15 protein-coding genes are annotated in these 17,202 nt (G+C 67.0%); 7 read left to right on the forward strand and 8 right to left on the reverse strand.

The window, feature by feature from the left end; translation table 11 throughout:
* Positions 1–85 precede the first annotated feature (85 nt).
* Positions 86–1,114: a PHB depolymerase family esterase gene (locus DFO45_RS02290; RefSeq protein WP_012172264.1), complete on the forward strand. Its 1,029-nt coding sequence runs from the start codon at positions 86–88 to the stop codon at positions 1,112–1,114.
* Between the two features lie 155 nt (positions 1,115–1,269).
* Here DFO45_RS02290 and oxlT read toward each other — a convergent pair whose 3' ends face one another.
* Positions 1,270–2,586 (reverse strand): oxalate/formate MFS antiporter, encoded by a 1,317-nt coding sequence (oxlT, locus tag DFO45_RS02295; RefSeq protein ID WP_012172263.1) that lies wholly within the window; start codon positions 2,584–2,586, stop codon positions 1,270–1,272.
* Between the two features lie 625 nt (positions 2,587–3,211).
* Positions 3,212–4,261 (reverse strand): MaoC family dehydratase, encoded by a 1,050-nt coding sequence (locus tag DFO45_RS02300; protein ID WP_133863594.1) that lies wholly within the window; start codon positions 4,259–4,261, stop codon positions 3,212–3,214.
* Between the two features lie 153 nt (positions 4,262–4,414).
* Here DFO45_RS02300 and DFO45_RS02305 point away from each other — a divergent pair, with 153 nt between their 5' ends.
* Positions 4,415–5,317, forward strand: coding sequence for a cation diffusion facilitator family transporter (locus DFO45_RS02305; protein WP_158304141.1), 903 nt, complete (start codon positions 4,415–4,417; stop codon positions 5,315–5,317).
* Positions 5,318–5,334: 17 nt separating this feature from the next.
* Here the strand turns inward: DFO45_RS02305 and DFO45_RS02310 are convergent, their stop codons facing one another.
* Positions 5,335–5,538, reverse strand: coding sequence for a DUF1737 domain-containing protein (locus tag DFO45_RS02310; RefSeq protein ID WP_012172260.1), 204 nt, complete (start codon positions 5,536–5,538; stop codon positions 5,335–5,337).
* 69 nt (positions 5,539–5,607) lie between these two features.
* Complete coding sequence (locus DFO45_RS02315) at positions 5,608–6,486, reverse strand: CoA ester lyase (RefSeq protein ID WP_133863595.1); 879 nt, start codon at positions 6,484–6,486, stop codon at positions 5,608–5,610.
* A gap of 226 nt (positions 6,487–6,712) precedes the next feature.
* Between DFO45_RS02315 and DFO45_RS02320 the strand changes: the two genes are divergently transcribed.
* Complete coding sequence (locus DFO45_RS02320; protein ID WP_245517926.1) at positions 6,713–7,489, forward strand: DUF429 domain-containing protein; 777 nt, start codon at positions 6,713–6,715, stop codon at positions 7,487–7,489.
* Positions 7,490–7,495: 6 nt separating this feature from the next.
* On the opposite strand, the gene cysW is transcribed toward DFO45_RS02320, so the two are convergent.
* The 3 genes from cysW to DFO45_RS02335 form a co-directional block, all read right to left on the reverse strand.
* Positions 7,496–8,362 carry a sulfate ABC transporter permease subunit CysW gene (gene cysW, locus DFO45_RS02325; RefSeq protein ID WP_133863596.1) on the reverse strand — a complete coding sequence of 289 codons (867 nt, stop codon included), beginning with the start codon at positions 8,360–8,362 and terminating at the stop codon, positions 7,496–7,498.
* A 4-nt stretch (positions 8,363–8,366) separates the two neighbouring features.
* Positions 8,367–9,188 (reverse strand): sulfate ABC transporter permease subunit CysT, encoded by an 822-nt coding sequence (gene cysT, locus DFO45_RS02330; RefSeq protein WP_133863597.1) that lies wholly within the window; start codon positions 9,186–9,188, stop codon positions 8,367–8,369.
* 327 nt (positions 9,189–9,515) lie between these two features.
* Positions 9,516–9,851 carry a hypothetical protein gene (locus DFO45_RS02335; RefSeq protein WP_133863598.1) on the reverse strand — a complete coding sequence of 112 codons (336 nt, stop codon included), beginning with the start codon at positions 9,849–9,851 and terminating at the stop codon, positions 9,516–9,518.
* 241 nt (positions 9,852–10,092) lie between these two features.
* On the opposite strand from DFO45_RS02335, the gene DFO45_RS02340 reads away from it, so the two are divergent.
* The 3 genes from DFO45_RS02340 (at position 10,093) to DFO45_RS02350 (ending at position 14,149) form a co-directional block, all read left to right on the forward strand.
* Positions 10,093–11,127 carry an aspartate-semialdehyde dehydrogenase gene (locus DFO45_RS02340; protein ID WP_012172254.1) on the forward strand — a complete coding sequence of 345 codons (1,035 nt, stop codon included), beginning with the start codon at positions 10,093–10,095 and terminating at the stop codon, positions 11,125–11,127.
* Between the two features lie 215 nt (positions 11,128–11,342).
* Positions 11,343–12,923 (forward strand): DUF1800 domain-containing protein, encoded by a 1,581-nt coding sequence (locus DFO45_RS02345; protein ID WP_133863599.1) that lies wholly within the window; start codon positions 11,343–11,345, stop codon positions 12,921–12,923.
* A gap of 32 nt (positions 12,924–12,955) precedes the next feature.
* Positions 12,956–14,149: a DUF1501 domain-containing protein gene (locus DFO45_RS02350; RefSeq protein ID WP_133863844.1), complete on the forward strand. Its 1,194-nt coding sequence runs from the start codon at positions 12,956–12,958 to the stop codon at positions 14,147–14,149.
* Between the two features lie 6 nt (positions 14,150–14,155).
* On the opposite strand, the gene DFO45_RS02355 is transcribed toward DFO45_RS02350, so the two are convergent.
* Positions 14,156–15,688, reverse strand: coding sequence for an acetyl-CoA hydrolase/transferase family protein (locus DFO45_RS02355; RefSeq protein WP_043879610.1), 1,533 nt, complete (start codon positions 15,686–15,688; stop codon positions 14,156–14,158).
* A gap of 570 nt (positions 15,689–16,258) precedes the next feature.
* Between DFO45_RS02355 and DFO45_RS02360 the strand changes: the two genes are divergently transcribed.
* Positions 16,259–16,960 (forward strand): outer membrane protein, encoded by a 702-nt coding sequence (locus tag DFO45_RS02360; RefSeq protein ID WP_012172250.1) that lies wholly within the window; start codon positions 16,259–16,261, stop codon positions 16,958–16,960.
* Positions 16,961–17,202 lie beyond the last annotated feature (242 nt).

Raw genomic sequence — 17,202 nt, forward strand, 5'->3', positions numbered from 1 at the left:
GAAGCCGCACCGCGTGCGGAGCCTGTGACGGGAAGACGCGGCCGGACGGCCCGAGCTTCCGCCAAGGTGTGGAGAAAAGGGGCCGATGGTCGGTGTGCGTTCCGCCGCGTGGCGGATGGGCCTGTGGGCCTGTGCGATGTGGGCCGCTCTGGGGGCGGCGACGGCCCGCGCGGAAGTGGTGGAACGGACGATGACGGCGGGGACCGAGCAGCGGTCCTTCCTGCTGTCGCGCCCGTCCGGAGCGACGACACCGCTGCCGGTGGTGATCGCCCTGCACGGGGCGGGCGAGAGCGCGGAAGGCTTCATGGGCTATCTCGGCCTTGAGGAGACCGCCGCGCGCAACCGCTTCGTCGCCGTCTATCCGCAGGGAATCGGCCGGGTGTGGAACGACGGCCGGCCTGCGGCCATGCGCCTGAAGGCGATGCTGACGCCCGGCGACGACGTGACTTTCCTCGTCACCCTGACCCAGCAACTGGTGGCCGAAGGCATCGCTGATCCCAACCGCATCTACATGATGGGCATCTCCAACGGTGGCTTCATGGTGGAGCGGATGGCCTGCGAGCATGCCGATCTCTATGCGGCCTTCTCGGTCATCATGGCGACGGCGCCCGCCAATTATCGCGAGCAGTGCCGCCCCAGCCGGCCGGTGCCCATCATGTTCATTCACGGCACGGCCGATCCGGTCATCGCCTGGGACGGCTTCTGGACACCCATGGGCGCCACCCTCTCCGCCCCCGACAGCGCCCAGCTCTATGCCGCGCTGAACGGTTGCGGCGAATCGCAGGTGCAGGATCTGCCGGACCTCAACCGCCTCGACGGCACCACCGTCTCCGTCCGGCGCTGGGAGGGCTGCACGCCGCCCGGCGAAGTGGCGCTCTATCGGGTGGAGCGGGGCGGCCACCAGTCCCCGGCGCGGGTCAAGACGACGCCCGAGCTGGCCACGGTCTTCCTCGGCCTGCGCAATGGCGACATCGACGCCGGAATGGAGAGCTGGGCTTTGTTCTCCCGCCATTCCCTCGCCCCGCCAACGCCCGTTGCGGCGCCTGCGGCTGTGCCCCTCCCGGCCCGGCCGCCCCAGAAGCCGCGCTCCAGCCGTGCGCAGGCTGTTCAATAAGAGAGGGAGCGGACGGCTGTGGCGCCCTTGGAGCGCCATGGTGTCGAGCCTCCGGCGCCGGCCCGCCACCGTCTTCATCGCGCCGGTGGGCCAATCTCAATGAAAAAGGGCGGAGCCAGCGGCTCCGCCCTTCGTCGTTTCTGACTGTCGGGAGATCAGTGGGCGGCTTCGGAGGCCTTCCAGGCTGCCGCATTGCGCTCCTCCGCCTCGGCCTCCACCGCCGAACGGGCGAGGAAGCGGCTGCGCCAGGGCTTCAGAACGAACATGGCGAGGAAGGCCGCCACGATGTTCAGCGTCATGGCGATGGCGAACACCGCCGACCAGCCGTAGCGCACGGCGATGAGGCTCGCGAGCGGCACCAGAAGAGCGGCGGTGCCCTTGGCGGTGTAGAGCATGCCGGCGTTGGTGGCCGCGAACTTCGAGCCGAACGTGTCGCCGCAGGTGGCGGGGAACAGCGAGTAAATCTCGCCGAACACGCCGAAGAACAGCGCCGAGAAGATCACGAACACGTAAGGGTTCTGGCCCTGGTACACGAGCATGGCCAGCGAGCCCGCCGCCACCGCGAACGCGATGAACATGGTGTTCTCGCGGCCGATGTTATCCGACACCCAGCCGAAGAAGGGGCGGCCGAAGCCGTCGAACACGCGGTCCAGCGAGATGGCGAAGGTGAGGGCCGCCATCTGCACGCCCAGCAGGGTCACCGGAACGTCGGCCACCTTGAAGTCGTGGGCGATGGGAGCGATCTGCGCCGCCGCCATGAGGCCACCAGAGGCGACCATGACGAACATGGCATAGAGCAGCCAGAAGATCGGCTTGGAGAGCGTCTGGCGCGGCGCATAGCTGATCTTGCTCTGCGGCAGGCGGGACACCTTCTTCGGCGGCGCCATTACGGCCGGCGGCTTGCGGATGAAGAAGGAGAGCACGAACACCACCACGCCCTGGCCGATGCCGAAGGTGAGGAAGGCGGTCTCGTAGCCGTGGCTGGCGATCATCTGGGCGATCGGAACGACGGTGATCGCCGCGCCCGCGCCGAAGCCGGCCGCGGTGACGCCGGCCGCAAGGCCGCGATTGTGGGGGAACCACTTCAGCGCGTTACCGACGCAGGTGCCGTACACCGCGCCGGCGCCGATGCCCGCGACGACCGAGGCCGCATAGAGCACGAACAGCGAGCTGGCGATGGAGTTGAGCGACCAGGCGAGTGCGATCATGACCGCGCCGAACATCAGCACCACGCGCGGGCCGTAGCGATCCACGAACCAGGCCTCGACCGGCACCAGCCAGGTTTCCGTCAGCACGAAGATGGTGAAGGCCAGCTGGATGGCCGCACGGCCCCACTGATGCTTGGCCTCGATGGGATCGACGAAGAGCGTCCATCCGTATTGCAGGTTCGCGATCATCGCCATGCAGACGACGCCGCAGATCAATTGGACCCAGCGCTGGGATTCGCTGGCCGGCTGAGCGGCTTGAGCCATTTCTAACCTCGTGACGTTTCCTCGATATGTCCGGCAGCCATCTGCGTGGCCTTAGGGCCGTTCGGCCCAGTAGGTCCCCGGCTGAGCCGTGAACCCGCCTCGTCGACTCTCATCCTCAATTCCGGGCGCCCGCCCTTGAAAGGCGGGGCTTCCGGTCCGCCGGCCTGAGGCGCGTGCGGACCCTCATCACTGTCTCCGCTGGGGACCGTTGGCGTGCGGTCCGCGACGGGCTCGAAATTGGCAGCTACCCTTACGTTCTGCCGCAATCTGGTATGCCAAATTCAGAATACGTGGCGTAAGCACAACAGAGACTCGACGGCCGCGCAAGTCGTTCCGCAAGGGAAAGTCGTTCGATTTCAATGATTTACGTTAGGTAAGTGCGGCTGACGCGCGCGGGCGGAGGCGCATGGCGCCACGATTCCGCTCCTGCTTCAAAGCTGGGTGAAGAGTGCGGGCGAGGTCGGGAACCGGCGCGCGAAGAGGCGGTCGGACAGGGTGCCGGACGGTGCCAACGAAGGTTGCGAAAGCGCGCACGCCGGCGCGGTCCCGGCCGGCCGAGACTCAGCAGGATATGCAGGTCAGTGCCCGCGGGTGGCGGCTCCGCCGCGCCTGGGCGCTCGGCATATCAGCGGGGGATGAGCACCCAATAGTCGAGGTCGAGGATGACGCTCGGGTCATAGTCCTCGCCCGGCTTGAAGGGGAAATCGGCGCAGGGGCGGTCCTTCGTCGCGATGGTCCGCAGGCGCAGGGCGCCCACGTCGTCGCGGCCGGAAATCTCCTGCGTCTCCAGCACCTCGCTCCAGGCGAAGACGGTGAGGCCCGCAAACAGGGGGGAGACGTGGCGGCCGCCATTGATGCCCGCCACATGGAAGGCGTTGGCGAGGCCGTTGAAGGAGAGGGCGCGGGCGAGCGAGATGACATGCCCGCCATAGATCAGCCGTCGGCCGAAGCGGCCCTGGCCTTCCGTGAACTGGTTGAAGTGGACCTTGGCCGTGTTCTGGTAGAGCCGGGTCGCCAGCATGTGCTCGGCTTCTTCCACGGTCATGCCGTCCACATGGTCGATCTTCTCGCCCACGGCATAATCGGAGAAACGGTGCGGGCTGCCGGAGAGATCGAACCGCCAGGCGTCGATATCGAGGGGCGGCACGGCATCGCCCAGGGCATCTGCCGCAAGGACGGAGGGCAGCGAGGGCACGTGGCTCTCCCGCGCCGGCGTCCCGGGATCCCGCTTGCGCACCATCACCCAGCGCACATAGTCCAGCACCTCGATGCCGTCCTGGTTGAAGCCGGTGGAGCGCACGTAGACGACGCCGCTCTGGCCGTTGGAATTCTCACGGAGGCCGATGACCTCGGAGACGGCGTTCAGCGTGTCGCCGGGATAGACCGGGGCGAGGAACCGCCCGCCCGCATAGCCGAGGTTGGCGATGGCATTGAGCGAAATGTCCGGCACGGTCTTGCCGAAGACCACATGGAACACGATGAGGTCGTCCACCGGCGCGCGGTCATAGCCGATGGCTTCCGCGAAAGTGTCGGCGGATTGCACGGCGAAGCGCGAACCATAGAGGGCACCGTAGAGTGCCACGTCGCCTTCCGTGATGGTGCGCGGCGTCGCGTGGCGGATGACCTGGCCGAGGCTGAAGTCCTCGAAGAAGTTGCCGGAATTCGTCTTGGACATGCGTCTCCCCCGATGCCGGCCCTAGATTGCAGAGCGGGGCGGGGCTGTGCAACTGCGGAAAAGGCCCGCTCTGTGCCGTTGCGGGCGGCGGGCGCATGACCTATGGACGGATTGGCCTCCCACGGCCGCGCAGCGAGAAGAGGGCCTACGTCCGTGTCGGGTTCAGCCAGCCAGAAACTGTCCTTCCAGGCGATGGTCTTTGTCGCCTGCCTGTTTCCCTTCTACATCCTTGCGGCGACGCTCACCAATTCGGCGGCGGTGCTCACGGATCTTCTGGCGACGTCCTTCGATCTCACCTCGCTCACCACCTGCTGGCTGGTGCTGAAGATCGCGCACGGGCGTGAGAAGGGCCGATTCGCTTATGGCCTCGGCAAGCTGGAAAACCTCGCCGAACTGATGATTGCCGTGCTCCAGGTGGTGCTGGTGGTGATTGCCGGCACCCGCGCCATTCACGGCCTGCTCAACCCCGAGCACGTGAGCGGCGCCATGCTGGGCCTCGCGGTCACGCTCGTGGCGGTGGCCGGAAATGTCTATCTCAACCGCAAGGCCAAGCGCGTGGCCGAGGAGACCCATTCGCCGGTGATCGCCGCGCAGGCGCGCGTGCATCTGGTGTCGGCGGTGTCGTCCGGCTCGGTGTTCATCTGCACCGTCATCACGTCGAGCTTCGAGGCGGAATGGATCGCCTATCTCGATCCGCTGGCCTCCTTCGTCGTCATCGGCCTGATGATCTTCAACATCTTCGAGATGCTGTCGAACTCCATCGGCTCGCTGCTCGATCAGGCCATCGGCGAGGCCGGGCAGCTGCGCATCCTGCGCGCGCTCGCCAGCCACTTCGATGATTTCGACGAACTGGGCGAGATCCGAACCCGCCAGCACGGCGGCAAGATGATGGTGGATCTGCACCTCGGCTTCGATCCCGAATGGACCGTCGGCCAGGCGCGAGCCGCCGCGGCCGGCATCCGCGCCGCCGTCGAGCGAGAGTTTGAGGAGGCGGGGGACGAGGTGGACGTGTCCATCGTCCTCATCCCGCGCGAACCGGAGGCGGTGGCGGCCTGAGCCGCCGCCACGCGCTTTCAGTAATCGGAAAGCGTGATGTCGTCGGACCAGTCGCCGGGCACGTCCTTGACGATGGCCTGCCCGCAGATGACGCGGCCCTTCACCGGATCGAAGGTCAGGGTCGGTGCCCCGTGGAGCTGCCAGCCCTTGTTCAGCGCCGCCGAGACCCGCTTGCAGAAGGTGCTGTCGTCCGGGCCGGTGAGATAGCGATAGAGCTTCATTCTGTCCTCAGGTGAGGGGCGGCCGGGTCCGCCGGCCGCTGAACTGTTGTCCTGAACGTTCTCGCCCGTTCAGGTCCGCGCGGCAATGGCGTCGGCCAGCGCGACCGTGCGGCGGGCCATGTCGGCATGCATCCGCTCCACCATGCGCCCGTCCAGCGTCACGACGCCCTTGCCGGCATTTTCCGGCCGGTCGAACACCGCGATGATGGCGCGGGCCTTCTCCACTTCCGCCGCCGGGGGCGAGAAGGCGAGGTTGCAGGGCTCGATCTGGCTGGGGTGGATCAGAGTCTTGCCGTCCATGCCCATCTCCACGCCCTGTGCGCATTCGGCGGCGAAGCCCGCCTGATCCTGGAAGGCGTTCCACACGCCATCCAGCACGTCGATGCCATAGGCACGGCCGCCGGCGATGACCTGCATCAGCCAGCCCATCATGGGCGCGCGGCCCGGCACGAGGGCGGCGCGGGTCTCCTTGGCGAGATCGTTGGTGCCGAGCACGAAGACCTTCAGCCGCGTCAACGGGTTCAGCGCAGCGGCGGAGATGGCCTTGATGTCGAGGATGGCGATGGGCGTCTCGATCATCGCCCAGACGCTGGTGGTGGCGGGCACGCCAAAGGCCGAAAGGCGCTCGCCCACGTCCACCAACTGGGCCGGGTCCTGCACCTTGGGGAGAAGGATGGCATCTGGCGCCGCGGCGGCCGCGGCGGCGAGATCATCGGTGCCCCATGGGGTGTCGAGGCCGTTGATGCGGATGACGGTCTCGCGCGGGCCGAAGCCGCCGGCGCGCACCGCATCCGCCACGCGGAAGCGGGCCTCCACCTTGGCGTCGGGCGCAACCGCGTCCTCAAGGTCGAGGATCACGCCATCGCAGGGCAGGGTGCGGGCCTTCTCCAAAGCGCGGGCGTTCGAGCCGGGCATGTAGAGGACGCTGCGGCGCGGGCGAAGGCTCATGTCCGTGGGCTCTCAGGCTTGAGGAAACCGTCGGGCGGATTCGGAAGGCCTCCGGCACCGCCCTGCAAAGGAGGCGGAGCCGTCCCGGAAGGCCTGAGGCCTTCCAGGTGCGCCCGAAAGGTGCGGCGCCACAGGCGCTTGCACCTCTCTCCCCCACCGCTAGCCTAGCCAAAGCGGGCGGGGCCTGTCACGACCCCGCAGCGCGATGCCGCAAGGGGGGCGGATCATGGGGCAGGATGGGGGCCTGCAGCCGGCGGCCATGGTGCAGGGGCTCGACGGCTGCCGGGAGGGATGGATCCTCGCGCGCTGGGTGCCGGGCGGCGCCTTGAACCTGTTGCGGATCTCCGATCTGGCCGAAGCCTTTCCGGCCGGCACGCCGCCGCTCGTCTCGGCCATCGACATCCCAATAGGCCTGCCGGATCGGGTCGGCGCAGGCGGACGGGGGCCGGACAGGGCGGTGCGCCCGCTGCTCGGCCAGCGCCAGTCCAGTGTCTTTTCCGTGCCCTCCCGCCGGGCGGTGGAGACCGCCTGCGCCATATCCATTCCCGAGGAGGCGCGCTATCGCGCCGCCTGTGCAGCGGCGCTCGAAACCTCGGATCCGCCGCGCAAGATCTCCCGCCAGTCCTTCGCGCTCTTCCCGAAGGTGCTCGATGTGGACCACGTGCTGCGGGCGCGGCCGGGCCTGCCGCTCACCGAATGCCATCCGGAAGTGAGCTTCTGGGCCATGAACGGTCAGAAGCCCCTCGATCTGCCGAAGAAGGTGAAGGGCACGCCCGCGGCCCCCGGCCTTGACCTGCGCATCCGCCTTCTGGCTGCCGAAGGCGTCCCGGTGGACCAACTGACGCGGGAGCGGGCCCGCGCCTTGAGGGCGGGGCTCGACGATCTGGTGGACGCCTGCGCCTGTGCCTGGACGGCGGCGCGCATTGCCCGCGGGGCGGCGCTGGTCTTTCCCGATCCGCCCGAGCGCGACCGCTACGGCTTGCCGGTGGCCATCACCGCGTGAGCGGGCTCAGTGCCCGACGCCGCGCTTCACGTTCAGCCGCTCGCGCTCGGCGTCGAGGCGCTCGATGATGAGCTTGGCGACCAGCGTGACGAGGGCGACGCCCGCCAGAACGGTGGCGGCGGCAAAGGCGCCGGCCACCTGGCTGTCCTGATAGAGCAACTCGATCTGGAGCGGCAGCGTGGAGGTGCGCCCCCGGATATTGCCGGACACCACCGAGACGGCGCCGAACTCGCCCATCACGCGGGCGTTGCAGAGCGCCGCGCCATAGAGCAACGCGAAGCGCACGTTGGGCAGCGTGACCGTGCGCAGGATTCGCCAGCCGGAGGCGCCGAGCGTCACCGCCGCCTCTTCCTCCTCACGCCCCTGCGCCATCATCAGCGGCACGATCTCGCGGGCGACGAAGGGGGCGGTGACGAACAGGCTGGCAAGGATGATCGCCGGGACGGCGAACATGATCTTGATATCGTAGGCTTCCAGAAACGGCCCGAGCAGCCCCTGCGCGCCATAGACGAAGAGATAGGCGACGCCCGCCACGATGGGCGAGATGGAGAAGGGCAGCTCGATCAGCGCCAGCAGCAGGCCCCGGCCGGGAAACGTGAACTTCGCCACCGTCCAGGCGGCGGCGATGCCGAAGATCACATTGACGGGTACGCAGACCAGTGCCGTGAAGGCCGTGAGCCCCATGGCGTGCAGCGTGTCCGGCTGTGACAGCGCGGCGAAATAGGCCGGGACGCCGCGTTGGAAGGCTTCCGTGAAGATGGAGGCGAGCGGCACCAGCAGCACGAGTCCCGTCACCAGCAGCACGAGGCCGATGATGAGGCGGCGGGCGAGCGGGCCGTCGCCGACGCGGCGGCGGGTGGAGGTGTCCGACATGGGATCAGTCCTCCCGGATCGCGCGGCGCTGGTGCCAGGCCTGAATGGCGTTCACTGTCAGCAGCAGGAGAAACGCGAGGCCGAGCATGGTGGCGGCAATCGCGGCGGCGGCCGGATAGTCGTATTCCTCCAGCCGGATGAAGGCGAGGAGCGCCACGATCTCGGTGCGGAAGGGCTGGTTGCCGGCGATGAACACCACCGCGCCGAACTCCCCCAGCGAGCGGGCGAAGGCCAGCGAGCAGCCGGCGAGGAAGGCTGGAAACAGAGCCGGCAGGATCACCGTGCGGAAGACGCGGAAATCGGAGGCGCCCAGCGTGGTGGCGGCCTCCTCCACGTCTCCGGCGAGATCCTCAAGCACCGGCTGTACCGTGCGCACCACGAAGGGAATTGATGTGAAGGCCATGGCACAGGCGATGCCGGCCGGAGCATAGGCCACCTGAATGCCCCACTGGGCGAGAGGCGCGCCATACCAGCCGTTCTTGGCGAAGATGGCAGTGAGCGCGAGGCCCGCGACGGCGGTCGGCAGCGCAAAGGGCACGTCCACCAGCGCATCCAAAAGGCGCTTGCCGGGAAACTCATAGCGCACCAGCACCCAAGCGAGCGCGAGGCCATAGATGGCGTTGAAGGCCGTGGCGATGGCGGCTGTTGTGAACGTCACCTGAAAGGAGGCGAGCGTGCGCGGCGAGGTCATGATGGCGATGTAGCGGGCAAGCCCGACATCCGCCGCCTGAAGCAGCAGCGCCGCCACCGGCAGCAGCACGATGAGGCAGAGATAGGTGAGGGTGATGCCGAAGGAGAGGCGGAAGCCCGGAATGACGCTGGACATGGTGCCTCAGGCTTCGGGCTGGGCCATACGGCCCCCGGGCGGCGGGAGAGGAGACGTCGGAGGCACGGAACGGGTCACGGGCGAGCGGTCTCTCTGGTGCCGGATCCGGCGCGGGTGAGGTTCAACCTGTCTTATGCCGGGGACGCCGCCATTTGTCATGCCCCGCCGGGAAGAGTGCAATTCACGCGCGGTTCGGTGATTTTAGGGCGCCCTCCATCCTCCCGCCTGGCGGGTGCCGGAAAAGAAAACGCCCGCAACCAGCGTTGCGGGCGTTCGGGAACAGAGGTCCGGAATTCAGATCCGGCAGCGCCTGTCGGCGCCGGGCGATCAGAAGCCGGGAATATCGAACTGGCCGGGCAGGGCGGCGGGGCGCGGCACGATGGTGTAGTAGCCCGCGCCATAGGTCGGGTAGCGCACGTCCGCCGGGATGGCATAGTCCAGATAGGACTTGGACCCAGGCTTCACCGTGGTGCCGGCGTCGAGATACGAGCGCTGAACGATCTCGATCTTGGTGCGCTTGGGCTTCGGCTTGGCGGCCGTCTTGGGCGCGGCGGTCGTGGCGGCGGGAGCGGCGCCCGTCGAGGACGAGGTGGCCGTCTGCGCCTGCGCGGACGCCGCGAACGTCAGGGCTGCGGCAAGAACGAAAAACGGCGCGAAACGCATAACACCCTCCAGCGGAACCACCACGATTCCGATTACGGCACGGGGCCATTCTAGGCAAGAAAGGCTTGGCGGTCGAGGCGTGTTCCCTGTGGCGTGGTGAACCTCCGTGTCGGCGGTGCCACACTGGGGCCTGCCCCTTGCGGTCCGGCGGCGGCGCCCCACATTGCAACTTCGCGCCATATTCCTTAAAAGCGCGTGTTTCCGGCGCCTTTCGCCGGCAAGATCATTCTAGGGAACAGTCATGGGCTACAAGGTCGCCGTTGTCGGCGCCACGGGTAACGTGGGCCGGGAGATCCTCTCGATCCTCGCCGAACGGGGTTTCCCCGCGGACGAGGTCGTTGCGCTTGCATCGCGCCGCTCGATGGGCGTTGAGGTCTCCTACGGCGACAAAACGCTCAAGGTGAAGGATCTGGCGACCTACGACTTCTCCGACACCGACATCTGCCTGATGTCGGCGGGTGGGGCCGTGTCGAAGGAATGGTCGCCCAAGATCGGCGCCCAGGGCTGCGTGGTCATCGACAATTCCTCGCAGTGGCGCACCGACCCCGACGTGCCGCTGATCGTTCCCGAAGTGAACGCGGACGCCATCGTCGGCTTCACCAAGAAGAACATCATCGCCAACCCGAACTGCTCGACCGCGCAGCTCGTGGTGGCGCTGAAGCCGCTGCACGACGCCGCCACCATCAAGCGCGTGGTGGTCTCCACCTATCAGTCCGTCTCCGGCGCCGGCAAGGACGCCATGGACGAGCTGTTCTCGCAGACCCGCGCGGTCTTCGTCTCCGATCCGGTCGAGGCGAAGAAGTTCCCGAAGCGGATCGCCTTCAACCTGATCCCCCAGATCGACGTGTTCATGGAGGACGGGTTCACGAAGGAAGAGTGGAAGATGGTGGTCGAGACCAAGAAGATCCTCGACCCCAAGATCAAGCTCACGGCCACCTGCGTCCGCGTGCCGGTCTTCATCTCCCACTCCGAGAGCGTGAACGTGGAGTTCGAGAAGGAGCTCTCCGCCGAGGACGCTCGCAAGATCCTGCGCGAGGCCCCGGGCATCCTCGTGGTCGATACCCGCGAGCCGGGCGGCTATGCCACCCCGCACGAGGCGGCCGGCGAGGACGCGACCTACATCTCGCGTCTGCGTGACGACCCGACGGTGGAGAACGGCATCGCCTTCTGGTGCGTGTCGGACAACCTGCGCAAGGGCGCGGCGCTGAACGCGGTTCAGATCGCGGAAGTGCTGGTGAACCGCAAGCTCATCACGGCCCGCAGCAAGGCCGCCTGAGCTGCTTCCACGTTAAGACATCGAACGGCCCGGCGGGACACCGCCGGGCCGTTTTACGTTGCGGCATTGATGCGGATACAGGGCAAAGCTTAAGTCAATACCGCCCCTGACCTTTCGTCAGGCGCGGAATGCTTGGGGCCGCCGTTTTCCTGCCTTTCGTCCATCACACTCAATCCACGATTTACGCTGCCAATTGCACGCCATGGAGGCGAGCGATGGGTGGACCGCGCGCAGGAAAGGTGCTGGTGCTCGGCGTGCTCGTGGCTTTTGGCCTCGGCTCGTCAGCGGAGGTGCGTGCCGGCGAGCCGCCAGTCCACGCCTCGCCCTCCGCCGCGCCGGCGCCGGTTGCCGCGCCGCTTGTCTTCTCGCCCCATGACATCGCATTCGTCGATGCCCTCACCTGGGGCGCCAATGCCTCCACCATGGCCCGCTTCCATGCGCTCGGCGCCGAGGGCTGGCTGAAGGAGCAGTTGCATCCCGCTCGGGACACGTTGCCCGCCGAGGCGCAGCGGCAGATCGAGGCGCTGGAGATTTCCCGCCGCTCGGCGCCGCAACTGGTGACGGAATTCCGGGATCGCGACGCGGCCATGAAGAGCCTGCCGTCGCCGGAGGAAAAGGGCGCCGCCCAGAAGGTCTATCAGGCGGACATGACCGCCCGCGCCCGCGAGGCCGCCACCGCTGCCATCCTGCGCGCGCTCTATGCCCCCGACCAGTTGCGCGAGCGCATGGTGTGGTTCTGGCTGAACCATTTCAACGTGCATCAGGCCAAGGGCAATCTGCGCCTGCTCATGGCGGACTATCAGGACAACGCCATCCGCCCTCATGCGCTGGGGAAGTTCCGCGACCTGCTGGCGGCGACGCTGCGCCACCCTGCGATGCTGCGCTATCTCGATAACGCCGAGAATGCCGCCGGCCGCATCAATGAGAATTACGCCCGCGAGATCATGGAGCTGCACACGCTGGGCGTGGGGTCGGGCTACAGCCAGAAGGATGTGGAGGAACTGGCCCGCATCCTCACCGGTGTCGGCATCGCCGGCCCCAATATCCCCAAGGTGAAGCCGGGGCAGGAGGCGCTGCTCATCCGCGACGGCCTGTTCGAGTTCAATCCCGCCCGCCATGACTTCGGCGACAAGGTGCTGCTGGGCCGCACCATCAAGGGGCAGGGCTTCGCCGAGGTGGAGGAGGCGCTGGACATCCTGAGCCGGGCCCCCGCCACCGCCCGCCATGTCTCGCGCGACATCGCCATCTACTTTGTGGCCGACAATCCGCCGGAGGCGCTGGTGCAGCGCATGGCCGACACCTTCCAGAAGAGCGACGGCGACATCGCCGCCGTGCTCGCCACCATGATCCGCTCGCCCGAGTTCGAGGCCTCGCTCGGCAGGCGGTTCAAGGACCCGGTGCGCTACGTCTTCTCCGCGGTGCGCCTCGCCTATGATGATCGGGTGATCCTCAACACCCAGCCGGTGCAGAACTGGCTCAACCGGCTGGGCGAGGGGCTCTACAATCACGAGACGCCGGATGGTTATCCGCTGGTATCCACGGCCTGGACCGCCTCGGGCCAGATGACCGCGCGCTTTGAGATCGCGCGGCAGATCGGCTCCGGCGCGGCCGGCCTGTTCAAGCCGGCGGAGGAGGGCGGGGTGGAGCAGCCGGCCTTCCCGCTGCTCCAGAACAGCCTCTATTTCTCCGGGTTGAGCGCCCGTCTGTCGCCCGCCACTCGCCTTGCACTGGCGCAGGCCATCTCGCCGCAGGACTGGAACACGCTGTTCCTGTCCTCCCCCGATTTCATGCAGTGATCGCACGTTCAGGAGACAGGCCCATGGGCACGATGCGAGACCTGAACCGTCGCCATGTCCTCGCCGGCCTCGCCGGACTTGCGCCCATGACCGTTGCCGGGCGGGTGTGGGCGGCACCGAAGGCGGACGCGCGCCTGCTCGTCGTGTTCCTGCGCGGCGCTTACGATGCGGCGAACGTGGTGATCCCGGTCTCGTCCAGTTTCTATTACGAGAGCCGGCCCAACCTCGCCATCGCCCGTCCCGGCAGCGGCGTCGGAAGCGCGCTCTCGCTCGATGGCGACTGGGGCCTGCATCCGGCGCTGGCGTCCAGCATCCTGCCGCTGTTCCAGCGCGGGGAGGTGGCCTTCGTGCCCTTCGTCGGCACGGACGATCTCACCCGCAGCCATTTCGAGACGCAGGACACCATCGAACTCGGGCAGGAAGTGAATGTCCGCCGTGACTACCGCTCTGGCTTCATGGCGCGGCTCGCCCATGAGCTGACGCGTGTACGTCCCATCTCGTTCACCGAGCAGTTGCCGCTCACCTTCCAGGGCGAGGTGGCGGTGCCCAATGTCGCCATCAATGCGGTGGGCAAGGCCGGCATCGATTCCCGCCAGACGAAGCTCATCACCGCCATGTATGAGCATGGCCCGCTGTCCGGCGCCGTCGCGGAAGGCTTCCGCGTGCGCGACGAGGTCTATCAGCAGGTGACCGACCATATGATGGAGGCGAGCCGCAATGCCGCGTCCCCTAAGGGCTTCGAGCTGTCCGCCCGGCGTATCGGGCGCCTGATGCGCGAAACCTTCAACCTCGGCTTCGTGGATGTGGGCGGCTGGGACACCCATGTGAATCAGGGCGGCGCCACCGGCTATCTGGCGGACCGGCTGGGAGAACTGGGGCGCGGGCTGGCCGGCTTTGCCGAGGAGATCGGCCCCAAGTGGAACGACACCGTGGTGGTGGTGCTCTCCGAATTTGGCCGCACCTTCCGCGAGAACGGCAACCACGGCACCGACCATGGCCACGGCAGCGTCTATTGGGTGCTCGGCGGCGGGGTGCGCGGCGGGCGGATTGCCGGCGAACAGGTGGCGGTGGACCAGCCGCACCTGTTCCAGAACCGGGATTATCCGGTGCTCACCGACTATCGCGCTCTGCTGGGCGGGGTCATCCGCCAGCTCTATGGGCTCGACGCGGCCAGCCTCGGCCGCGTCTTCGCCAATGTCACCCCGAAGGATCTGGCGCTGGTGTGACGCGCCTCAGGCTGATGCTGCGAGGTGCGGCGGGGCGAGCATGCGCCCCGTTTCCCGCGCCCGCACGTGCCAGGAGAAGGCCTCCTCGATGAGGTGGGGCGTGTGGCCGCCGCGGGCGAGGGCACGCTGGAAATAGTCGTCGAGCGCGTCGCGATAGAGCGGGTGGACGCAGTTGTCGATGATGACGCGGGCGCGTTCGCGCGGGGCGAGTTCGCGCAGGTCCGCGAGGCCCACTTCCGTCACCACGATGTCCACGTCATGCTCGGTATGGTCCACGTGGCTCACCATGGGCACCACGGAGGACAGCGCACCGTCCTTGGCGATGGACTTGGTGACGAACACCGACAGATAGCCGTTGCGGGCAAAATCGCCCGAACCGCCGATGCCGTTCATCATCTGCGTGCCGCCCACGTGGGTGGAATTGACGTTGCCATAGATGTCGAATTCGAGCGCCGTGTTGATGGCGATGATGCCGAGGCGGCGGATGATCTCCGGATGGTTGGAAATCTCCTGCGGGCGCAGGATGAGGCGCGGCTTGTAACGGGTGATGTCGGCCATCACCTGCTCATACTTGGGCTTCGAGAGGGTGATGGACGAGCCGGAGGCGAAGTTGAGCTTGCCCGCATCGAACAGGTCGAAGGTCGAATCCTGCAGAACCTCGGAATACATGGTGAGGTCGTAGAAGGGGCTCTCGATGAAGCCGTGCATCACCGCATTGGCGATGGTGCCGATGCCGGCCTGAAGCGGCTGGAGGCGCTCGGTGAGACGGCCTTTCTTCACCTCATGGCCGAGGAACTCCATGAGATGCCCGGCGATGGCGGCGGTCTCCGCATCCGGCGGCAGCACGTTGGAGGCGGAATCGAGCTTCGAGGTGATGACGATGGCCGCGATCTTCTCCGGCGGCACCGGAATGAAGGGCAGACCCACCCGGCTCTCGGCGCCGACCACCGGAATGGGTTCGCGGAAGGGGCGGCGCGTCGGGATATAGATGTCGTGCAGGCCCTCCAGCCCCATGGGCTGGGAGGTGTTGATCTCGACGATCACCTTCTCCGCCAGGATGGCGAAGGAGGCGGAATTGCCCACCGACGTGGTGGGGATGATGCCGCCCTGCGCCGTGATGCCGACCGCCTCCACCACCGCCACGTTGATGGGGCCGAGCTGGTGGGTGCGCAGGTGCTCGACGGTTTCGGACAGATGCTGGTCGATGAACATCACCTCGCCGGCATTGATGGCCTTGCGCAGGGCGGGATCCGACTGGAACGGCAGGCGCCGGGCCAGGACATGTGCTTCCGCCAGCTGCTTGTCGAGATCGTTGCCGAGCGAGGCGCCGGTGACGAGGGTGATCTTGAACGGCTCGGTCTTGGCGCGGGCGGCGAGCGCCATGGGCACGGCCTTGGCCTCCCCCGCGCGGGTGAAGCCGCTCATGCCCACCATCATGCCGTCCTTGATGTGGCTGGCGGCCTCCTCGGCGGAGACCACCTTGTCGAGCAGCGAGGACAGGCGGATGCGATCATGGGCGGCGGCGGGAAGTTCGGTCATGGCGTCTCTTTCGGCGTTTCCTGAGGAATATGCACTTGAGAAACACCATAGGTCGCAGGGCCGCGACCTCGGAATTGCACGAAGGTCGCGTTGGTATGCGCTTGGTGCATGGCTGAAGCTCGGCCATGGGATGCCTTGGCGGTATCGGAGCTGAAAACCCGCGTCTTTGGGGCATGCATCTCTGGGGAAGGTCGGGGCGTTCCGGCCATCGAACCAAGTGGTTCGATCGGTGCCCCAAGTGCACTTCGTGGCGCTCCTGTGGCACGGCCAAGCTGGCACAGGTCTGCGCTGGCGTTGTCGGAGCGGCGATCGGCGAAAGTGCCGGCTAAGCTTCGCCATTTCCCGCGAACGATATGCGGTGGGGTAAATATAAACCGCGTATCGTGCAGATCGGAAACGCTATATATTTCGGTATTCGATGTTTTTAACGTGTCTTAACACGTTGATCACGCCTTGGTGACTTGGTGGTACTGGGTTCTCTTCTGTTCAATGTGGCGCTTGTGCAACAGGAATCCTGCGGCTCCTCCTGTAGACCAGTGGCTCGGGGGTAGGCCCCAAAGGACAAAAGTGATGAAGCGTCTTCTTCTCTCGTCGGCTCTCGTGATCGCGATTGCCGCTCCCGCCGCCGCGGCGGACCTCGCCACCCGCTATCCCGTGAAGGCGCCCGTCGCCCCGGTGGCCCCGGTCTTCTCCTGGACCGGCTTCTACATCGGTGCCAACGCCGGTTACGGCGGCGACAAGTACAATTACGACTTCGGCGTCCCCACGACCGCCACTGCCTCCACGAACTCCTCCGGCTTCTTCGCCGGCGGCCAGATCGGCTACAACTACCAGTTCGCGAACAACGTGGTGCTCGGCCTCGAGACCGATCTCCAGTGGTCCGGCATCGACGGCACCCTGAACACCGTCACCCCCGGTGCCTCGACCAACATCAAGTCGTCGCTGGACTATTTCGGCACCGTGCGCGCCCGCGTCGGCTATGCCTTTGACCGGTTCCTGCCCTACATCACGGGCGGCATGGCCTACGGCAAGACCAAGACCGAGGGTTCGCAGTTCTCGCGCACCGGCTTCACGACCTTCGATGATTCCGACACCAAGGTCGGCTGGACCATCGGCGGCGGCGTCGAGTACGCCATCACCAACAACTGGACCTTCAAGACCGAGTATCAGTACGTCGACCTCGGCAACAGCGACTACGGCATCGGCACGAACGCCGTCAGCGTGGACAACAAGTTCCACACCGTGCGCGCCGGCGTGAACTACAAGTTCTGATGCCGGGAGGGCTGATCTGGTCGGCAGGCATCTGCTGATCGCGCATTCAGCCGTTCGGATCCGAACCCCTGTCCCGGCCGGGTGCGCTTCGCGCGCCGGCCGGGACCTTCTCCGGCTCCGGGCCCTGTCGGCCTTCGGAGCGGGTCCGCCTCACGGCGGCTTCTCGGCGCACCGTGTCACCTTCGCTGCGCCGGCCTCCAGACGAAGAACCTACTTTCCGGCGGCGGTGCGGCGCCTGCCGG

This window comes from Azorhizobium sp. AG788 (genome assembly GCF_004364705.1).
GTDB lineage: Bacteria > Pseudomonadota > Alphaproteobacteria > Rhizobiales > Xanthobacteraceae > Azorhizobium > Azorhizobium caulinodans.